This window comes from Streptomyces sp. NPDC092296, assembly GCF_044755465.1.
Taxonomy (GTDB): domain Bacteria; phylum Actinomycetota; class Actinomycetes; order Streptomycetales; family Streptomycetaceae; genus Peterkaempfera.
Map to the genome: position 1 here is coordinate 216,841 of NZ_JBIVRB010000006.1, position 17,263 is coordinate 234,103.

Genomic DNA, 17,263 nt, shown 5'->3' on the forward strand with positions numbered 1-17,263 from the left:
GGCGGGCCGGGCAGGCCGGTGGTCAGGCCGGGGGCGGAGCGAGCAGAGGGCGCTGAGCGGCCTTGTGCTGCTCGTACTCGGCGCGGGCCCGGGTGGTGGTGGGCAGCGCCGAGACCGCGGCGACCGGTACCTCCCACCAGGCGTCCGAGTCCGGCGAGCCGATCCGGGGGTCGGTCTCCACATGGACGACGGTGGTGCGTTCGGCGGCGAGCGCCGCGCCGATCGCGTCGCGGAACCCGTCGAGGCCCCGGGCCCGGAGGACATCCGCGCCCAGGCTGGCGGCGTTGGCCGCCAGGTCGACCGGCAGCATGCCGCCGTCCAGGTGCCCGGACGCCGGATCGCGGTAGCGGTACTGGGTGCCGAACCGGTCGGCGCCGACCGACTCCGACAGGGCGCCGATCGAGGCGTAGCCGTGGTTCTGCACGAGCACCACCACGAGCTTGAGGTGTTCGGCGACGGCGGTGGCGATCTCCTGGGCCATCATCAGGTACGAGCCGTCACCGACCAGCACCACGACCTGGCGGTCGGGCGCGGCCATCTTCACGCCCAGTCCGCCGGCGATCTCGTAGCCCATGCAGGAGAACCCGTACTCGACGTGGTAGGCCAGCGGGTCGCTGGGGCGCCACAGCTTGTGCAGGTCGCCGGGGATCGATCCGGCCGCGCACAGCACCACGTCGCGTTCGCCCATGGCCTGGCGCAGCGCGCCGATGATCTCGCTCTGGCTGGGCAGCGGCTGGTGGCCCCGGGTGAAGGCGGCGTCGGCGGCGGCGTCCCAGCGGCGTACCAGGGTCTCGGCCCGCTCGCGCCAGGCGGGCTCCGCCGACCAGCCGGGCAGCTGGGCGGCGAGCGCCTGGATACCCGCTCGGGCGTCCGCGACCAGGGCCGACCCGGCGTGCTTGGCGGCGTCGAACGCGGCGATGTTGAGGTTGACGAATGCCACGTCGGGGTCGGTGAACAGGGTGCGTGAGGCGGTGGTGAAGTCCTGCCAGCGGGTGCCGATGCCGATGACGACATCGGCCTGGCGGGCGAGGGCGTTGGCCGCGGTGCTGCCGGTGTGGCCGATCGCGCCGACGGCGGCGGGGTGGCCGTGCGGCAGCGCGGCCTTGCCGGCCTGGGTGACCGCCACGGGGATGCCGGTGGTGCGGGCGAAGTCCGCGAGCGCGTCGGTGGCGTCGGAGTGGATCACGCCGCCGCCGGCCACGATCAGCGGACGCCGTGCGCCGCGCAGCAGCCGGACGGCGGCGGTCAGGGACGCCTCGTCCGGTACGGGGCGGCGGATGTGCCAGACCCGGCGGGCGAAGAACTCCTCGGGGAAGTCCCAGGCCTCCGCCTGCACGTCCTGCGGCAGGCACAGGGTGACGGCCCCGGTCTCGGCGGGGTCGGTGAGGACCCGCATGGCCCGCACGGCGGAGGAGAGCAGCTGTTCGGGCCGCCAGATCCGGTCGAAGTAGCGGGAGACGGGCCGGAAGGCGTCGTTGACGGTGATGTCGGCCGCGTACGGCTGTTCGAGCTCCTGGAGCAGCGGGGAGGCCGCGCGGGAGGCGAAGGTGTCGCCGGGCAGCAGCAGTACCGGCAGCCGGTTGACGGTGGCCAGGGCGGCGCCGGTGACCATGTTGGTGGCACCGGGCCCCACCGAGGCGGTGCAGGCGAGGGTGGAGAGCCTGCGCCGGGTGCGGGCGTAGCCCACGGCCGCGTGCACCATGGCCTGCTCGTTGCGGGCCTGGTAGTAGGTCAGGTCGTCCGGGCGCTCCAGCAGCGCCTGTCCGAGGCCGGCGATGTTGCCGTGGCCGAAGATGCCGAAGCAGCCCTCGATCAGGCGCTGCTCGGTGCCGTCCCGTTCGGTGTGCTGCTGGGCGAGGAAGGCCACCAGCGCCTGGGCGGTGGTCAGGCGGCGCGTCGGCCGGGGCGCCGGGGTCGCGGTCATCGTGGGCCTCCTGCGTCGCACATCGGCAGTCGCGGGTCGGGGGCCCGGCCGTCCCAGGAGGCGCGCACCCAGTGGTGGTCCGGGTCGTCGCAGCACGCCATGGTGCGCTGCGGGTCCGGCCCGGCCAGGACGTTGAGGTAGTACATGGGGTGTCCGGGGGCGGCCATCGAGGGGCCGTGGTAGCCGCGCGGGACCAGCACCGCGTCGCCCTGCCGGACCTCGGCCAGTACGTCGACCGGGGCGCCGACCGGGGCGTCGACCGGGGCCGCGCCGTGCTCGTACACCCGCTGGTAGCCGAAGCCGTGCGGGCCGGGGCCGCCGATCTCGAAGTAGTAGACCTCCTCCAGGACGGCTTCTCCGGTGCGCTGCTCGTCGTGCTTGTGCGGCGGGTAGGAGGACCAGTTGCCGCCGGGGGTGAGCACCTCGACGGCCACCAGGCGGTCGCAGGGGAAGCCCTCGGGTGAGGCGAAGTTGTTGACCTGCCGGGTGGCGGGTCCGGCGCCCCGGATCTCGACCGGTACGGACTCGGCGGGCCCGTAGGCGGGCGCCAGGCGGCGTTCGCAGCGGGCGGCGGGCAGCGCGAACCGCCCGCCGCCCGCTGAGGTGACGGTGAGGCGTGCGCCGCGCGGGGCGTAGGCGAAGTCGGTGACGCGGCTGAAGACGTCCGGGCGGCCCCGGAGGTCGAAGGCGGTGCCGTCGACCTCGACGCGGCAGCCGCCGGACAGCGGCAGCACGATGGTCTCGAAGTCGCCGGTGTCCAGGGTCCGCGAGGCGCCCGGGGCGAGGTCGAGGACGCGCAGTTGGCTGTAGGTCCAGCCCGCGTCCTCGGGGGTGATCCGCAGCCGGAAGCCGTCGGCGGCGGCGGTGCCGTCGGGCAGGTGCAGGCGGCGCGCCATCAGGCCCCCCGGCCGAGCAGGGAGACGGCGGTGTCCACGGCGCCGGCCACGTCGCCGTCGGACGGGAAGAGCATGGTGCGGCCGATGATCAGACCGCGGACGTGCTCGATGCGCAGCGCCCGCTCCCAGGAGGCGTACATCGCGTCGGTGTCGCCGCCGCCCTCGCCGCCCAGCAGCAGGGTGGGCATGGTGGTGGAGGCCATCATGCGCTCCATCTCGGGGACGACGGGGACCTTCAGCCAGGTGTAGGCGGAGGTGCGGCCGAGCGCGGCGGCGATGTTGTTGACCCAGATCTGGGCGTCGGGTTCGAGGATGTTGCGGACCCGGCCGTCGGCGCGCACCGACTTGAAGGGCTCGATCAGGGCGAGCAGCCGGCGTTCGGCCAGTTCGTTGACGGCGCGGGTGGTGGCGGTGAGGGTGTCGGCGGTCCCCGGGTCGGCGGGGTCGACGCGCAGCAGCATCTTGCCGCCGTCCAGTCCCGCTTCGGCGATGCCTCGGGCGTCGTAGCCGGTGAAGCGGTCGTCGAGTTCGAAGGTGGCACCGGGGAAGCCGCCCCGGTTCATCGAGCCCAGGACCAGTTTGCCGTCCAACGCGCCGAGCAGCGTCAGATCCTCGACCAGGTCGGGGGTGCCGAGGAAGCCGTCGACGCCGGGCCGGGAGAGCGCTTCGACGCAGCGGGCGAGCAGGTCGTGGCGGTCGCCCATCGCGGTGGGGTTGCCGCCGGCGGCGACCGCGCCCCGGGCGGGGTGGTCGGCGGCGAGGATGAACAGCGGCCGGGCCAGGCCCGCCTTGTCGAACCTTGGCCGGTCCTGGGCGGCGCGGCGGATGGCGTCGGGGTCGGTCAGGCGGGTGCGGGTGACGGCGCCGAGGTCGCGGCAGGCAGGGGCGGCGGGGGTGGCGGGGGTGTTCAACTGCGTCCTCCGGTCATGGTGCCGCCGGCGGCGCCCACGGACGGGCGGCCGGTCAGCTCGGCGATCTCTTGGGGGGTGGGCATCGCGTCGGCGCAGGCGTGGCGGGCGGCGACGATCGCGCCGGCGGCGTTGGCCGCGGCCAGGGTGTCGGTGAGCGGCAGCCCGGCCAGCAGCCCGGCGACCAGGGCGCCGCCGAACGCGTCGCCCGCGCCGAGCCCGTTGACCACCTCGACGGGGTTGGGCGGCAGCCGTACCTCCTCGGTCGCGGTGCGGGCGAGGACCCCGTGCGGCCCCTGCTTGACGACGGCCAGCCGCACGCCCCGGGCGAGCAGCAGGTCCGCTGCCCGGTCCGGGTCGCGGGTGCCCACCGCGACCTCGACCTCGTCCCGGTTGCCCACCGCGACGGTGGCGTGCTCCAGTGCCCGCGCGTACTGCTCCGGCGCGTCGCCGGGCCGCTCCCAGAACATCGGCCGCCAGTCCAGGTCGAGCACGGTGTCGGTGCCCGGGTCGCGTTCGGCCAGGGCGCGCAGCGTGGTGCCGCGCGAGGGCTCGGTGCACAGGCCGCTGCCGGTGGCCCAGACGACGCGTGCGGTGCGCAGGGCCGGCAGGTCCAGGTGCTCGGGCAGCAGCCGCAGGTCGGGGGCGTCGGGCCGGTAGAAGTAGAGCGGGAAGTCGTCCGGTGGGAAGAGTTCGCACAGCACGACGGGGGTCTGCGTGCCGGGGATGGTGACCACGTGCCGGTCGTCCACGCCGAAGCCGCGCAGCGCGTCGCGGACGAAGCCGCCCAGCGGGTCGTCGCCGACGCCGGTGACCACCGCGCTGCGCAGGCCGTGGCGGGCGGCGGCGACGGCCACATTGGTGGCGCTGCCGCCGAGGTACTTGGCGAAGGTGCGGACCTCGGCCAGGCCGACGCCGCTCTGCTGCGGGTACAGGTCGACCCCGACCCGTCCGAGGGTGATCAGGTCGTACCTCATGCGGCGGCCTCGCCGGCCGCTGCGGCCCGGTCGACGTACAGGCCGGCGTCGGCGCACCGGGTGACCAGGGTGGCCGGCCAGGCGGGGTCGTAGCCGTGGGCGGCGGTCAGGCGGCGGACCGCCTCGCGCTTGTGGGCGCCGTGGACGACCATCACCGCGCGCCGGGAGCGGGCCACGATGGTGTGCACGCCGACGGTGACGCCGTGCCGTGGCACCTCCTCCAGCGAGGCGAAGCCGGGGAAGGTGCCCATGTTGTCGACGCGGGTGCTCTCCGCGAGTTCGACGATGCGGCTGGTGCTGTCGGGGGCGGTGCCGGGCGGGTTGAAGGCGATGTGCCCGTCGGAGGCGCCGCAGGCCAGGATGAACAGGTCGACGCCGCCGGAGTCGGCCAGGCGCTGCTCGTAGGCCGGCGGGTCGGCGGGGTCGGGGAACCACACCGCGTCGGCGGGGATGCCCCGCGAGGGGCCGGCGGCGGCGTTGAGGGGGGCGACGATCTCCTCGGCGGCGAAGCGGTGGCAGCTGTTGTGCGCGCCGTGGTCGATGTCCTGGAAGCCGCCGCCGGGTGCGGGCAGCACGTACTCGTCCATCATGGCGATCACGACGTGCCGCAGGTCCAGCCGCCGCTCGGCGGTCAGCGCGGCGAGCGCGTCGTAGACGGGCTTGGGGCTGCGGCCGCCTGGGCAGCCCAGGACGTAGCTCCGGCCGGCGGCTGCCGCCTCGGCGATCCCGTCCGCGATCTCACCGGCCAGCTCGGCGCCCAGGTGGGCGGGGCTGTCGAAGACGCGCGGGGGAAGGGGGGCCGACATGGGGGTCACTCCTTTACGGCGCCGGCCAGCATGCCGCTGATCATGCGGCGCTGGAGGGCGATGTAGCTGATGAGTACGGGCAGGGCGACGAGGACGGCGGCGGCCGCGGTGACGCCCGGGTTGCTGTTGCGCCGGTCGCCGGCGAAGAACGACAGGGCCAGCGGTGCGGTCTGCACGCTGCGGTCGTCGGGGACCAGGACCAGGGCGAGCAGGAACTCGTTCCAGGCGAAGAGGAAGAGCAGGGTGGCGAGGGTGCCGATGGCCGGCATGGCCATGGGCAGCAGGACCGAGCGCAGGGTGCGCAGCTTGGAGGCTCCGTCCACGGCGGCGGCCTCGCGCAGCGCGGGGGGTGTGGAGACGAAGAAGGTGCGCATCCAGAAGATGGCGAAGGGGAGGGAGAGGCCGATCTGCGGCAGGATCAGCGCGCCGTAGGTGTTGGTCAGGTGCCAGGCCCGCAGCTGGTAGTAGAGCGGGATCACGGTCGCCTCGTAGGGCATGACCAGGCCGAGCAGCAGCAGGCCGAGCAGCAGGCCCTTCAGCGGGAAGGGGAGGGCCGCGAAGGCGTAGCCGGCGAGGACGGCCAGCACGATGGTGCCGACCACCACGGCGGCGGCCACGATCAGGCTGGAGAGCAGGGCCTGGGAGAACAGCCCCCGGGTCCATGCCTGGGAGAAGTTGTCGAAGCTGATCGAGGTGGGGAGGGTCAGGCCGCTCTGCCGGGTGCCTGGCTTGCTGAGGGCCAGCAGCACCACGGAGAGGAAGGGGTACAGGGCGACGACGGCGGCGACGGCCAGGATGGCGTGTCCGATGACGGTCTGGCGGCGGCTGGCGAGCATCCGTCAGCCCTCCTTTCCACGGACCAGGCGCATGACCACTGCGGTCACCACGAGCACGACGGCGGTCAGGCAGACGCTGATCGCGGCGGCGCCGCCCACCTCGTGGGTGAGGAACGCGCCCTGGTAGACGAAGACGCTGGGCACCGTGGTGGAGGTGCCGGGGCCGCCGGTGGTCGTGTTCCACACCAGGTCGAAGTTGCGCAGGGCGTAGGTGATGGTCAGGACCAGGGCGATGGAGATCTCGCCGCGCAGCGCGGGCAGGGTGACGGCGAAGAACTCCCGGATCGGGCCGCAGCCGTCGATCCGGGCGGACTCGTAGCGCTCGGTGGGGATCTTCTGGGTGCCGGCCAGGAAGAGCACCATGCACAGCCCGTACATCACCCAGGTGCCGACCAGGCCGACCGACGGCAGGGCGGTGTGGTAGTCACCGAGCCAGGCGCGGGCCAGCGAGCCGAGGCCGACGGCGCGCAGCACGGCGTTGAGCGGGCCTTCGATGTCGTAGATCCACCGCCAGGAGACGGCGACCACGACGGTGGCCAGGATCTGCGGCAGGAAGAGCACCGCGCGGAAGAAGCTCAGGCCGTGGACCCGGATGCGGGACATCAGGGCGGCAAGGAGCAGTCCGAGCGCGACCGGCAGCAGCGCGTAGAAGACCACGAACTCCAGCGAGTGGCCGATCGCCGCGGGGATGCGGGTGTCGGACAGCAGCGCGCGGTAGTTGCCCAGGCCCACCCAGCGGCCCTCGGTGATGCCGTCCCAGCGGAACAGCGAGATCCAGGCGGTCTGGCCCAGCGGCCGCAGGACGAACAGCACATAGAACACGGCGGCGGGCAGCAGGTACCAGAAGGCGGGCCAGTACTGGCGGGCGGCCCAGCTCCGGATGGAGCGCCGGTTCTGGCGCGGCGGCGTGCCGGTGGCGGGGGCCCGGTCGGGGGCCTGGGGTCTGGTGGCGGCCCGCTCGGGGGCCGAGGGCGCGGTCACGGGGTGCCTCCGGCGGCCGCCGCGTCCTCGCGCTGCTGGTTCTGGAACGCCTGCCAGTCGCTCTGCAGGCCGTCGGTGAACCCGCCGGGGGAGAGGCGGCCGGCGAGCAGGTCCTGGGTCTTGGCGCCGACGGTGTCGAGCATCGTGGTGGACGCCCAGTCGAGGTAGAAGTTCTGGCCGTCGTCGGCGAGCAGTCTGAGGCCGATCCGGTTGACCTGGTCGACGACCGGGCTGGCGGCCTTGACGCCGCCCTGGCCGGTGACCGGGGTGCGGCCGACGTCCGCGATGGTCTGGGCGAAGCCGTCGCTCATCAGCATGCCGAGGAAGGCGGTCGCCGCGGGCAGTTCCTTGGTCCTGGAGTTGATGTGCCAGCCCAGGCCGAGCGAGCCGACCGTGGCGCGGGTGCCGTCGGGCCGGGTGGGCAGGGTGAAGCCGACCCGGCCGTTCATGCTCTGCTGGAGCGCCGGGGCGTTCCATGACCCGGCGACCAGGAAGACGCCCTGGCCGTGGCTGAACTTGGCGACCGCGTCGTCGGAGCTGATGCCGTCGTAGCCCTTGCCGAACCAGCCCTGCTTCGCCCAGTCCTGCACGGTGCGGGCGGCGGCCTTGGTGCCGTCGTCGGAGATGGTGGCGCCGGGCACGCCGCTGATCCAGGAGCGTACGTCGCGGCTGGGCACGTTCTGGGCCTGGACCAGGCCGATGATCTGGCTGGCCGGGTACTTCTCGGCGTTGCCCATCATGATCGGCTGCTGGCCGGCGGCCTTGGCGCGGGCCAGGTCGGCGGTGAACTCGGCGTAGCCGGTCGGCGGCTTGAGACCCAGCGCGGCGAGCTTGTCGGTGTTGTAGAACACCCCGACGTACTCGGTGGCGGGCGAGATGCCGTACAGGCTGCCGGAGCCGAAGATCGCGCCGTCGGGGGTCCAGCGGTACTGCTTGAGGGCCCCGTCGGTGAACGTGTTCTCCCAGCCGTAGGCGCGCATCACGTCGTCCAGCGGGCGGATCAGGCCCGCCTTGACCAGCGGGCCGTCGGTCCCGTAGCCCTGGTTGCCCTGCACCAGGTCGGGCGCGTCGCTGCCGGACATCGAGTTGACGACGGTCTTCATCAGGTCGTCGAAGCCCTTGGTGACCACGTCGACCTTGACGTTGGGGTACTTCTTCTCGTACATCGGCACGAGCGCCTTGAGGGTGGCGTCCTCTCCGGAGTCGGCGAGCACCCGCAGGGTGGTGGGACCGAGCGCGGCGACGTCCTGGACGGTCACGGGCCGGGTGATCCTGGGGCCGGTGATCCCGGCGGAGACGGCGGCTCCGCCGCCGCCGGGGACTCCGCAGCCGGAGGCCAGCAGTCCGGCCAGGGCCACCCCCGCGGCCCCGGCCCAACGCAGATTCTTCATCCTTGCTCCACTTCGGGTCCGCATGGGCGGACCGGGAAGGTGCCCCGGGGCGTGCGGCCGGCCGCCGGCGTCGCCGCGCGGCGGGCGGGTGCCCCGGGCCACCGGGGGTGATTCAGGAGTGGGCGGCCACCTTGGCGGCGAGCCAGGCCCGGTTGGCCGCCTGCTCGGCGGCGACCTGCGGGTAATCGGCGGCGGGGGTGGGCGCCCGGTCCTGCTCGACCAGCAGCCAGCCCCGGTAGCCGCCGCGCAGCAGGTCGGCCAGGAAGGCGTCGATGTCGACATCGCCGTCGCCGAACGGCACGCACACCTGCGCCCACCATTCGTCGAAGTCCGTGCGTCCGGTCGCCTTGGCGTCGGCGAGCACGGCGGTGCGTACGTCCTTGACGTGCACGTGGTTGATCCGTTCGCGCCAGGCCCGCAGGCACTGCACGGGGTCGCCGCCGGCCAGCTGGATGTGCGCGATGTCGAGGGTGAGGCCGACCTCGGTGAGGGCGAGCAGCCGCTCGACCTCCCACGGCGACTCGATGAAGGTGCTGATGTGCGGGTGGAAGGAGGGGCGCAGCCCGTATGAGCGGGCCATCGCGACGGCGCGCTCGGACAGCCGGGCCAGGCGCTCCCAGCCGGCCTCGTCCAGGGCGAGGGAGCGGTCGTCCCAGGGCCTGGCGGGGTGGTGCAGCAGCGTCTCGCTGCCCTCGTCGGCCAGGATGGCCAGCGGTGCCTGGTCGGCGCCGACCCCTGCGGCCTCGGCGCAGGCCGCCAGTTCACGGCAGGTCAGCTCCATGCGGGCCAGATCGTGCTCCACGACGTCGTCGCCGAGGGCGTAGTGCACGGGGATGTAGGCGCCCACCGCGGCCAGCCGGTGCTCGGTGAAGAGCGCGGCGGTCTGCTCGGGGGTACCGAAGAAGCCGGGCGGGCCGAGTTCGCTGCCCTGGTAGCCGGCCTCGGCCATGGACGCCAGCAGGGCGCCCGGGGCGGCCCCGGGGCCGCCGGCGGCGTCGCCGTACACGCCGTAGCTCACCGGTGCGTTGCCGATCAGGATGCCGTCGGGCAGGCCGGCGGCGGGGGGCGCGGCGGGGCCGGTCATGCGGTGGCCTCCTTCGCGGCCTCGCCGCCGACCGCGATGCCCGCCTGTGCGGCGAGCGCGGCGACCAGCGCCTGGAGGCAGCGCACGTCCTCGGCGGCACCTGCGGCGCCGGAGCGGACCGGGGCCTGGCCGTGCACCGCCTTGGCGAACTCCTCCAACTGGCGGACGAACCCGGTGTCATAGCCGTGCCGCGCGGTGGTGTCCCGGCGCAGCGCGCCCTCGGCGCGCTCCACGCGCAGGGTGGAGCGGGCGTCCGCCAGGTAGGGGGCGGCCAGGTCCAGCCGGAGCCGGCCGTCGCGGGCGAGTACGGCGATCTCCTCGCCGTACTCGGGGTGGTCCGGCAGCCAGTTCCAGTTCAGGACCAGCCGGGCGCCGTCGCCCAGCGGCGCGGTGGCCAGCAGGCACGGCGGCTCTCCCTGGACCGGCCACGGCCACAGCTGGGCGGTGTCGAAGGCGGTGGGCAGCGTGAAGCCGAGCGCACGCAGTACGGACAGCTCGTGGATCACCGAGCCGTTGAGCACGTCCCGGTAGTAGCGGCCGAGTTCGGCCGGGACGTCGCCGAGGGCGTCCACGGTCCGCGCGGCCTCGTAGGAGATCGCCTCGGCGATCACGGAGGTGTCCGCGTCATCGGCCGGCGGGGCCATCCGCAGATGCTCCACCTGCGGCTCGTCCGCGGGGTGCAGCACGGTGACCCGTACCGTGCGGGGGGTGTCCAGCGCGGCGAGCTCGGCGGCGGCCACCTCGGTCAGCGGGTCGTACATCTTCATGTAGCCGACCTGGAGGACCAGACCCTCGGCCTCGGCGAGCGCGCCGAGCTCCGCGGCCTCGGCCACGGTCAGGCAGAGCGGCTTCTCGGCCAGGACGTGCTTGCCCGCCTCCAGTGCGGCGCGGGCGGCCTGGGCGTGGGTGCCGGGGGTGGCCAGCAGCACCGCGTCGACCGAGTCGTCGGCCAGCACGTCCTCGTAGCGGTGCGTGGCCCGTACGCCCACGCCGGCGCGGGCGGCGACCTGCGCCGCGCGGGAGGGCGACAGGTCGCACACGACGGCTGGTTCGAACAGCGTGTGGAGGCGCTGGACGGCAGGCAGGTGGACCGACTGGGAGATCGTCCCGGCGCCGATGACGGCGAGACGGACCGGTGGACGTGGCGGCATCGAGGCTCCTCGGCTCGGGTGCGGCGCGCGGCGTCGGCGCGGTCGCAGTCCCGGATGTGGGGTGGCACGGGAGTGGGTGGCTCAGGGGTGGGTGGTTCAGGGGTGGGTGGCTGCCGGAAGGCGGGCGCACACCTCAGACGGAAGATTGCCTTCCGCTTTGGGTATGCCGGGATCATGTCCTACGTCAGGCCAGTCAGTCCAGTGGTTAGACCAGATTTTTATCTGGTCCGGAAACTGGTTGCTCTGGTACGGTCCTGAGCCGTGACCACGCATGACGCACCGGCCTCGCCGGCCCTCCCCGCCCCCACCGCGACGGCCGGGCCCGCCGTCCAGATCGCCTGCCGTGCGCTCGGGCAGCTCCTGGACCGCCGGGCGTGGGCCCCCGGCAGCCAGTTGCCCGGCGAACGCGCCCTTGCCGAGCGGGTCGGGGTGAGCCGCAGCAGCCTGCGCCAGGCCCTCGCCCTCCTGGAGGCCGAGGGACGGGTGCACTCCTCCCCGCAGCGCGGCTGGTTCGTCGCCACCGACATGGTCAGCGAACCGCCCAGTGTGCTGAGGAGCTTCACCGACATCGCCCGCGAGCGGGGCCTGACCGCCACCGCCCGCCTCCTGCGCCGCCACGTCCGCCCGGCCGGCTACGAGGAGTCGGCCCGGCTGCGGATCGCACCCGCCACCGAAGTCCTGGAGATCGTCCGGGTGCGCGGTCTGGACGACGTACCGGTGTGCGTGGACACCACCGTGCTGGTGCGGTCACGCACCCGGGCCCTGGAGGACGTCGACCTGACGGACCGCTCACTCTTCGCGGAGCTGGAGCAGCGGGCCGGAGTGCGCGTCATGCACAGCACGTACACGGTGCGGGCCGACGGCGCCCAGCAGGAGGAGGCGGAACTGCTGCGCGTACCGCTGGGCACACCGGTACTGGTCGGCGAAGAGGTCACCTACGACCAGAACGACACCCCGGTACTCCTCGGCCGGGCCGTCTACCGCGGTGACGCCTACCGCCTTGAGGCGACCCTGCACCGCAACTCCGACTGACCCCCCGCCCGCACCCGCACCCGCCCCGCACCTCCGGAGAACACGCGCCCCGTGAACACCAGCCAACCCCCCGCGCGCCCCCGGCCCCCCGCCGACCGGGCCGTCGCCGCCCTGGACATCGGCGGCACCAAGATCGCCGCCGGCCTCGTCGCCCCGGACGGCACCCTGCTGCACCACCGCGAACTGCCCACCCCCCGCACGACCGGCGACCTGCGCGACCCCGGCCTGGCCGGCACCGCCGAAGCCGCCCGGACCATCCTCGCCGACGCCGCCCGACTCGGCCTGACCGTCACCGGCCTCGGCGCCGGCTTCCCCGAGTACGTCGACGCCGACGGCCGTCTCACCAGCCGGGAAGTCCTCGACTGGGACACCCAGCCCGCCGCCCTGCTCACCGCCCACACCCCGCCCGGCCTACCGGTCGCCGTCGACTCCGACGTCCGCTGCGGCGCCCTCGGCGAAGCACGGCACGGCGCCGGCCGGCACCTGCCCGACTTCCTCTACATCTCCCTCGGCACCGGACTGTCCTCCACCCTCGTCATCAACGGCCGGCCCCTCACCGGACGGCGCGGCGAAGCGATAGCACTCGGCGAACTCGAAGTGCCCGCCTCCGTCGACCCCCACTGGCACGGCACCCTTGAGCAGTACTGCTCCGGCCGCGGCATCGCCCAGCGGCACACCACCGCCACCGGCACCCCCACCCCCGGCGCACGCGAGGTCAGCCACCTCGCCCACAGCGGAGACCACACCGCCGCACACATCCTGACCACCGCCGGCCAGGCCCTCGGCACCGTCCTCGCCCACCTGGTCCGGCTCCTCGACCCCACCGCGATCGTCCTCGGCGGCGGCCTCGGCACCACCTCCGGACCACTCCACACCGCCCTGCACACCGCCTACACCCACACCACCCGCAGCCGCCCCAACCCCCCGCCCATCCACCCCCCGACCCTCGGCCCCCGAGCCCCCCTCATCGGCGCCGCCACCCTCACCGCCTCCTGGTGACGGGGTCAGGCCGTTGCGGTGTGCAAGGTGTCCGTCGTCCCCCGATCGAGCTGTTTGAACGGGGGCCGTGCACTCGTCCGGGTCAACTGCGGTGCATACCGCTGCTGTTGCGGCCGAGGAGCAGGACATTGGCGGGTATGCAGCATCCAGATGAGAGCACAGAACGAGCCGTACGGCGCGTCGGTGGCCGGCGGGGGCTGATCGCACTGGTGGTGGGCGCCCTGTGCGCCACCTTCCTGCTGGCGTCCGGCGGAAGCGCGTCCGCTGCGCCGCCGGACACGAACCGCATGGCGACCTGGAACATGCAGCGGCTGGCCGGCCGGTGGACGTACGCGCTGGACCTGTCCGACCGCGCAAGCGTCGTGGCCCTGCAAGAGGCGTCCGTCACACCGCCCGCCGGGGCCGTATCGCTCGGCCGCATCGGGCGCAACATCCGCGCCTACCGGATTCCCGCCACCCGCACCCGGGGCGAGCGGTACCTGTACATCCTCCACCAGGGCGCCCATCCGGCCCGGGGCGTGAACCCGGCCATGATCACCTCCTTCCGGCCGGACCGGGTCGAGGAGATCCCCGGCGTCCACCGGTCCGCCCTCGGCGTCGTCCGCAGTGCGGACAACACCCTGTTCGCCTCCATCCACGCCAGCGCCCAGGGCGGCACGGACGCCGCCTCCCTCGTGCGCCGGGTCAGCAGCAGGACCAGGGCGCTGGGCCTGGCCAACTGGGTGGTGCTGGGCGACTTCAACCGCGCCCCCCGCTCCCTGCCCGTCGGCGGCAGCACCGGCATCCCGGCGAACTCGCACATCTACGAGAGCGGCGGACCCACCCAGCTCAGCGGCGGCCGCCTCGACTACGCCGTCTCCAACGTACTGACCCAGAACTGGCAGGCCGCCAGGGGCAACCCCCGGGGCAGCGACCACTGGCCCATCACCTTCTCCTCGCTGCGCGCCGGAGCCGGCCCGGCCCGGTTCACCCTCGGGGACAACGGAGGCAACGGCAGCGTCCTGGACGTCTACCAGGCACGGAAGGCCAACGGAACGCACATCATCCTCTACCACCCCGACGGCGGCACCAACCAGCTGTGGACGCTGCGCCCCGACGGCTACCGCAACAGGTCCGACCGCATCGTCAGCGTGAACAGCGGCAAGTGCCTGGACGTCGACAACGGCACCGCCAGCAAGGAAGGCTCCCGGATGAACATCTGGGCCTGCCACCGGAACGGCAACACCACCGACACCCAGAACTTCATCCTGGAACACCCCCTCCCGCTCTTCCCGAACCTCACGACCATCACTGACGAGGCGACCTCCTACCTGCTGAATGTCGCAGGCAACGGCACCGCCGACGGCACCCCCGTCATCCAGTACGCACAGCAGTACGGACCGCTGCCCTTCCCGGCCGACAACGAGGCCTTCTACCTCCATCCCGTGAGCTGACCCCACCCCTCGGTGCCTGCGGCAGGCCGACACTCTCGGCCTGCCGCAGACACCTGAGGCGACGTTCCCAAGCCTTGTGACAGCGAGCCCGGCGGCCGTGCCTCAGAGCTTCCCCTCGGCCTCGGCGTCACCGCCATCCGGTCCGTCGTCGCCCGGGGAAGCGGCCGGTGCGGCGCCTGCCAGGCCCTGCGGATTCGTCGCACCGGAGTGGCCGGGCACGATCGTCCACTCCGATGCGATGGGGACCACGGCGACAGCAGGGGCGGGAGAATGATGAGGGGCTCACGACCCGGGGGGTTGGCGCTGCTGACGGTGCGCGCGCCCCGCCGCGCCCGCTTCCGGCCACCACTGCGGAGATGCACGGCGCCGTCGACGGCTACTACGACGCGGTCGAACTTGCCTGGCTGCCCGCACCTACGAGGATGCCGGGAAGTGACTGGCCGCCCAGCGCCTGGTCCTCGGTCGCGGTGCGGTGACCCGCACAGAACGCGAGAAGATCTGCAGCGCCCATGGCTTCGAGCAAGTCCCGCGAGGCCAATCACGACAGCGTCCTCCCTACCCCAGCGGGGATTGGCCAGCAGGGCGGTGTGGAACTGGTGGTCGGCAGTGGTGGTGTTCGCCCTGGCCAAGTACCCCGACATCATGCCGAGTTGGCTGCGGGCCTGGTGCAGTCGCCGTTGGCCGAGCAGCTGCCAGAAGTTGCATTCCCGGAGCGCGTACAGGTCATCGGCGAGGGACATGAGGAACCGCGCAGCCGCCGTCCAGTGGGCCTCGCTACCGAGACCGTCTTCTTCCCAGCCGCCGAAGAGCGTGGTGTAGGAGGTGATCCGCAGCAGCGTCATGCTGCCCTCCCGCTCCCGCTCCCGACGCGGCGACCGAGCAGGGTCGGGACGCGACGAGCCGGATCCCGCTCAGACGGCGGACGGCTATGGGTGAGCGATGGCACGGGTGGAATACACAGTTCCCCTCCTGTCGGTAGCGGTTCTGGCGGGCGCGGGTGCCGCTGAACCCGCGCGCGATGCTCGATCGCTGCGACGAGCGGGGCGGTCCTCGGCTCGGGGGGACAACGCGCTCACGAGCCGGCCGCGCGGAGTTCGCTGATCGGGACAGGCGCCGCGTAGGGGATGCCCCATCGTTCGTGCGCCCAGCGCGCGGCGAGGTCGGCCTGCTGATAACCGCTCTCGCCCCAGCCCAGGAGCGCGGCCGCTTGGTCGGGGGTGGCGAGCAGTCGGGCGAAAGTGCGGCCGGTGGCCGGATCCACCCCGGCCGGCCCGATCTCTGTGACGGGGGCCGTCAGACGGAGGCGCGCGCACGGCCCGATGCCGCGAGCTCACCGGCGCGTGCGCTGTCCGACGCCCAGGTGGCGGTGACGACAGCGGTTCGGGCGCCCGATTCGGCGTGCTGGGCGAGGACGCCCCCGCACACGAGCGCTTCGTCGTCCGGGTGCGCGACGATGGCGAGAAGGCTCGGCAACACGCCGTTGTCCTCTTGTTGTTCGGCAGCATTGGCACCCAGGCTCATCGGAGGTCTCCGAACGGGGTGTCGGGATCGGCGGCAGCAGGGAGCGAACAGGTGCCGAAGTACGCGGCCTCGCCGGTGCGGCGGGCCTCTGCCACCGCGCTCAGGTGCGCGAAGTCGCGGGGCGGCATCAGGGCCTTCCACTCCGAGTTCGGTGCGCACGTACCGCTGGGACAGGGCGCCGCCCACGTGCACGCGGGCCGCCAGGCCCCGGGGATAGGCCGGTGCCGGGAGCACGGGACGGGTCAGGCCGAGGGCGCAGGCGGCCATCATGCCGTCCGGGGCGTCGATGACGGAGGCCCGCGCGTCTCCCGCCGGCGTCAGCCGGGGCATCAGCTCGTCCGTGCACCGCCGGGTCCACTCCTCGCTCAAGGGCGTGGAGAGGACGTGCTCGGAGCGCATCCGGATGATGCCCTCGGAGTCGGTGGGCGTTGCCGCGTGGACCGGCGGTCGCCCGGCGGTGTCCTGCGGTTCGGCCGTGGCGGCGGGTGGTGTGTCGGCGCTCACCAGGCTTCTCCTGCCGATGAGAGGGGCGCGTGGTGCTCGGCGCGCAGTCCCTGGGGAGCCTGCGCGCTTGCCTCCGCGACCTCCGGCCAGTTGCCGGCTTCGTCGTGACCTTCTGCTGGGCGACTGGCGGCAGCCACCGCTCTCACCCTGACCGGCCCGGTGTCGATCCCCTTATAGATCCGCGCGCCGACAGCCATGTCCAGAACCAGGCCGGTCGAGTAGTCGGCCGCTCCAGCCGGCATGATCCCTGCGTCCAGGACACCGAAGGAGTGATCGACTACACGGCCACGAATCCATTCGCTCGCCATCGCGGGCTCTCCTTCGTCGGACTGGTCGCTTCGAAGTGCCGCCGGCGCGCAGCCCCTGGTAGGTGGGAAGCGAGCGGGTACTCCTCACAGCTGGGCCCATCGATGCTCGGTGCGTCCCCGCACGCTTGACCCCGGTTCGAGTCGATGATGCTCTGGTTCGTCGTCCGTGTCAGCGGGGCCTCGAACGTGCGACCCGGCAGACCGGACGCCTGGGCCCGTGCCACGTGGCCGGCCAACGTCGGGTCGGAGGACAGGCTGTAGTACACCGGGGACGGGTACCACGGGACGACACAGCTCCCACGACGTCGTGCGAGTCGCTTTCCGCGTTGGCGGCGCTGGCGCCGCCCCGGATCGCGGACGTGGTCGCCGCGGCCGCCCGGGACGTGGTGGCAGCGGAGGCGCCGGCGGGTCACGGGCTGGTCGGCCACCAGGGCGGTGGACACCCTGCGGACCGCGTGGATGGGCTGGGGCTGCTGGCGGTGGTCCTGCCGCACGGCCAGGCCCGCCCCACC

14 protein-coding genes and 1 pseudogene are annotated in these 17,263 nt (G+C 73.4%); 3 read left to right on the forward strand and 12 right to left on the reverse strand.

Annotation, left to right across the window (positions count from 1 at the left end):
* Positions 1 to 22: 22 nt before the first annotated feature.
* From iolD to ACIQGZ_RS17700, 10 genes are all read right to left on the reverse strand, one after another.
* A complete protein-coding gene (gene iolD / locus ACIQGZ_RS17655; RefSeq protein WP_402602757.1) occupies positions 23 to 1,924 on the reverse strand; it encodes a 3D-(3,5/4)-trihydroxycyclohexane-1,2-dione acylhydrolase (decyclizing) in 1,902 nt (633 codons plus the stop codon).
* Complete coding sequence (iolB, locus tag ACIQGZ_RS17660) at positions 1,921 to 2,820, reverse strand: 5-deoxy-glucuronate isomerase (RefSeq protein ID WP_402602759.1); 900 nt, start codon at positions 2,818 to 2,820, stop codon at positions 1,921 to 1,923. The genes iolD and iolB overlap by 4 nt, the downstream gene beginning before the upstream one ends.
* Entirely contained in the window at positions 2,820 to 3,731 is a 912-nt protein-coding gene (locus ACIQGZ_RS17665) for a deoxyribose-phosphate aldolase (protein ID WP_402602760.1), read from the reverse strand. Before ACIQGZ_RS17665 ends, iolB begins: the two co-directional genes overlap by 1 nt.
* Positions 3,728 to 4,705, reverse strand: coding sequence for a 5-dehydro-2-deoxygluconokinase (iolC, locus tag ACIQGZ_RS17670; protein ID WP_402602761.1), 978 nt, complete (start codon positions 4,703 to 4,705; stop codon positions 3,728 to 3,730). The genes ACIQGZ_RS17665 and iolC overlap by 4 nt, the downstream gene beginning before the upstream one ends.
* Positions 4,702 to 5,511, reverse strand: a complete 810-nt coding sequence (locus tag ACIQGZ_RS17675) for a 6-phosphogluconolactonase (RefSeq protein ID WP_402602762.1) — start codon at positions 5,509 to 5,511, stop codon at positions 4,702 to 4,704. The genes iolC and ACIQGZ_RS17675 overlap by 4 nt, the downstream gene beginning before the upstream one ends.
* Positions 5,512 to 5,516: 5 nt before the next feature.
* Entirely contained in the window at positions 5,517 to 6,347 is an 831-nt protein-coding gene (locus ACIQGZ_RS17680; protein WP_402602764.1) for a carbohydrate ABC transporter permease, read from the reverse strand.
* Positions 6,348 to 6,350: 3 nt separating this feature from the next.
* Complete coding sequence (locus tag ACIQGZ_RS17685; RefSeq protein WP_402602765.1) at positions 6,351 to 7,328, reverse strand: carbohydrate ABC transporter permease; 978 nt, start codon at positions 7,326 to 7,328, stop codon at positions 6,351 to 6,353.
* On the reverse strand, positions 7,325 to 8,719 hold the full coding sequence (locus ACIQGZ_RS17690; RefSeq protein WP_402602767.1) for an ABC transporter substrate-binding protein: 1,395 nt from the start codon (positions 8,717 to 8,719) through the stop codon (positions 7,325 to 7,327). The genes ACIQGZ_RS17685 and ACIQGZ_RS17690 overlap by 4 nt, the downstream gene beginning before the upstream one ends.
* A 112-nt stretch (positions 8,720 to 8,831) precedes the next feature.
* Positions 8,832 to 9,803: a TIM barrel protein gene (locus tag ACIQGZ_RS17695; protein ID WP_402602769.1), complete on the reverse strand. Its 972-nt coding sequence runs from the start codon at positions 9,801 to 9,803 to the stop codon at positions 8,832 to 8,834.
* Entirely contained in the window at positions 9,800 to 10,954 is a 1,155-nt protein-coding gene (locus ACIQGZ_RS17700; protein ID WP_402602770.1) for a Gfo/Idh/MocA family protein, read from the reverse strand. The genes ACIQGZ_RS17695 and ACIQGZ_RS17700 overlap by 4 nt, the downstream gene beginning before the upstream one ends.
* A 261-nt stretch (positions 10,955 to 11,215) precedes the next feature.
* Between ACIQGZ_RS17700 and ACIQGZ_RS17705 the strand changes: the two genes are divergently transcribed.
* From ACIQGZ_RS17705 to ACIQGZ_RS17715, 3 genes are all read left to right on the forward strand, one after another.
* The gene (locus ACIQGZ_RS17705; RefSeq protein WP_402602772.1) at positions 11,216 to 11,986 is read left to right on the forward strand and encodes a GntR family transcriptional regulator; all 771 of its coding nucleotides are present in this window, start codon (positions 11,216 to 11,218) and stop codon (positions 11,984 to 11,986) included.
* 51 nt (positions 11,987 to 12,037) lie between these two features.
* Positions 12,038 to 12,985: an ROK family protein gene (locus ACIQGZ_RS17710; protein ID WP_402602774.1), complete on the forward strand. Its 948-nt coding sequence runs from the start codon at positions 12,038 to 12,040 to the stop codon at positions 12,983 to 12,985.
* A gap of 137 nt (positions 12,986 to 13,122) precedes the next feature.
* Positions 13,123 to 14,418, forward strand: coding sequence for an RICIN domain-containing protein (locus ACIQGZ_RS17715; protein ID WP_402602775.1), 1,296 nt, complete (start codon positions 13,123 to 13,125; stop codon positions 14,416 to 14,418).
* Between the two features lie 1,323 nt (positions 14,419 to 15,741).
* On the opposite strand, the pseudogene ACIQGZ_RS17720 reads toward ACIQGZ_RS17715, so the two are convergent.
* Together ACIQGZ_RS17720 and ACIQGZ_RS17725 are read right to left on the reverse strand one after the other, a co-directional pair.
* Positions 15,742 to 15,939 (reverse strand): annotated as a pseudogene (locus ACIQGZ_RS17720) (PIG-L deacetylase family protein); the annotation flags it as partial.
* A 500-nt stretch (positions 15,940 to 16,439) separates the two neighbouring features.
* Complete coding sequence (locus tag ACIQGZ_RS17725; RefSeq protein ID WP_402602777.1) at positions 16,440 to 16,751, reverse strand: hypothetical protein; 312 nt, start codon at positions 16,749 to 16,751, stop codon at positions 16,440 to 16,442.
* Positions 16,752 to 17,263: the final 512 nt, after the last annotated feature.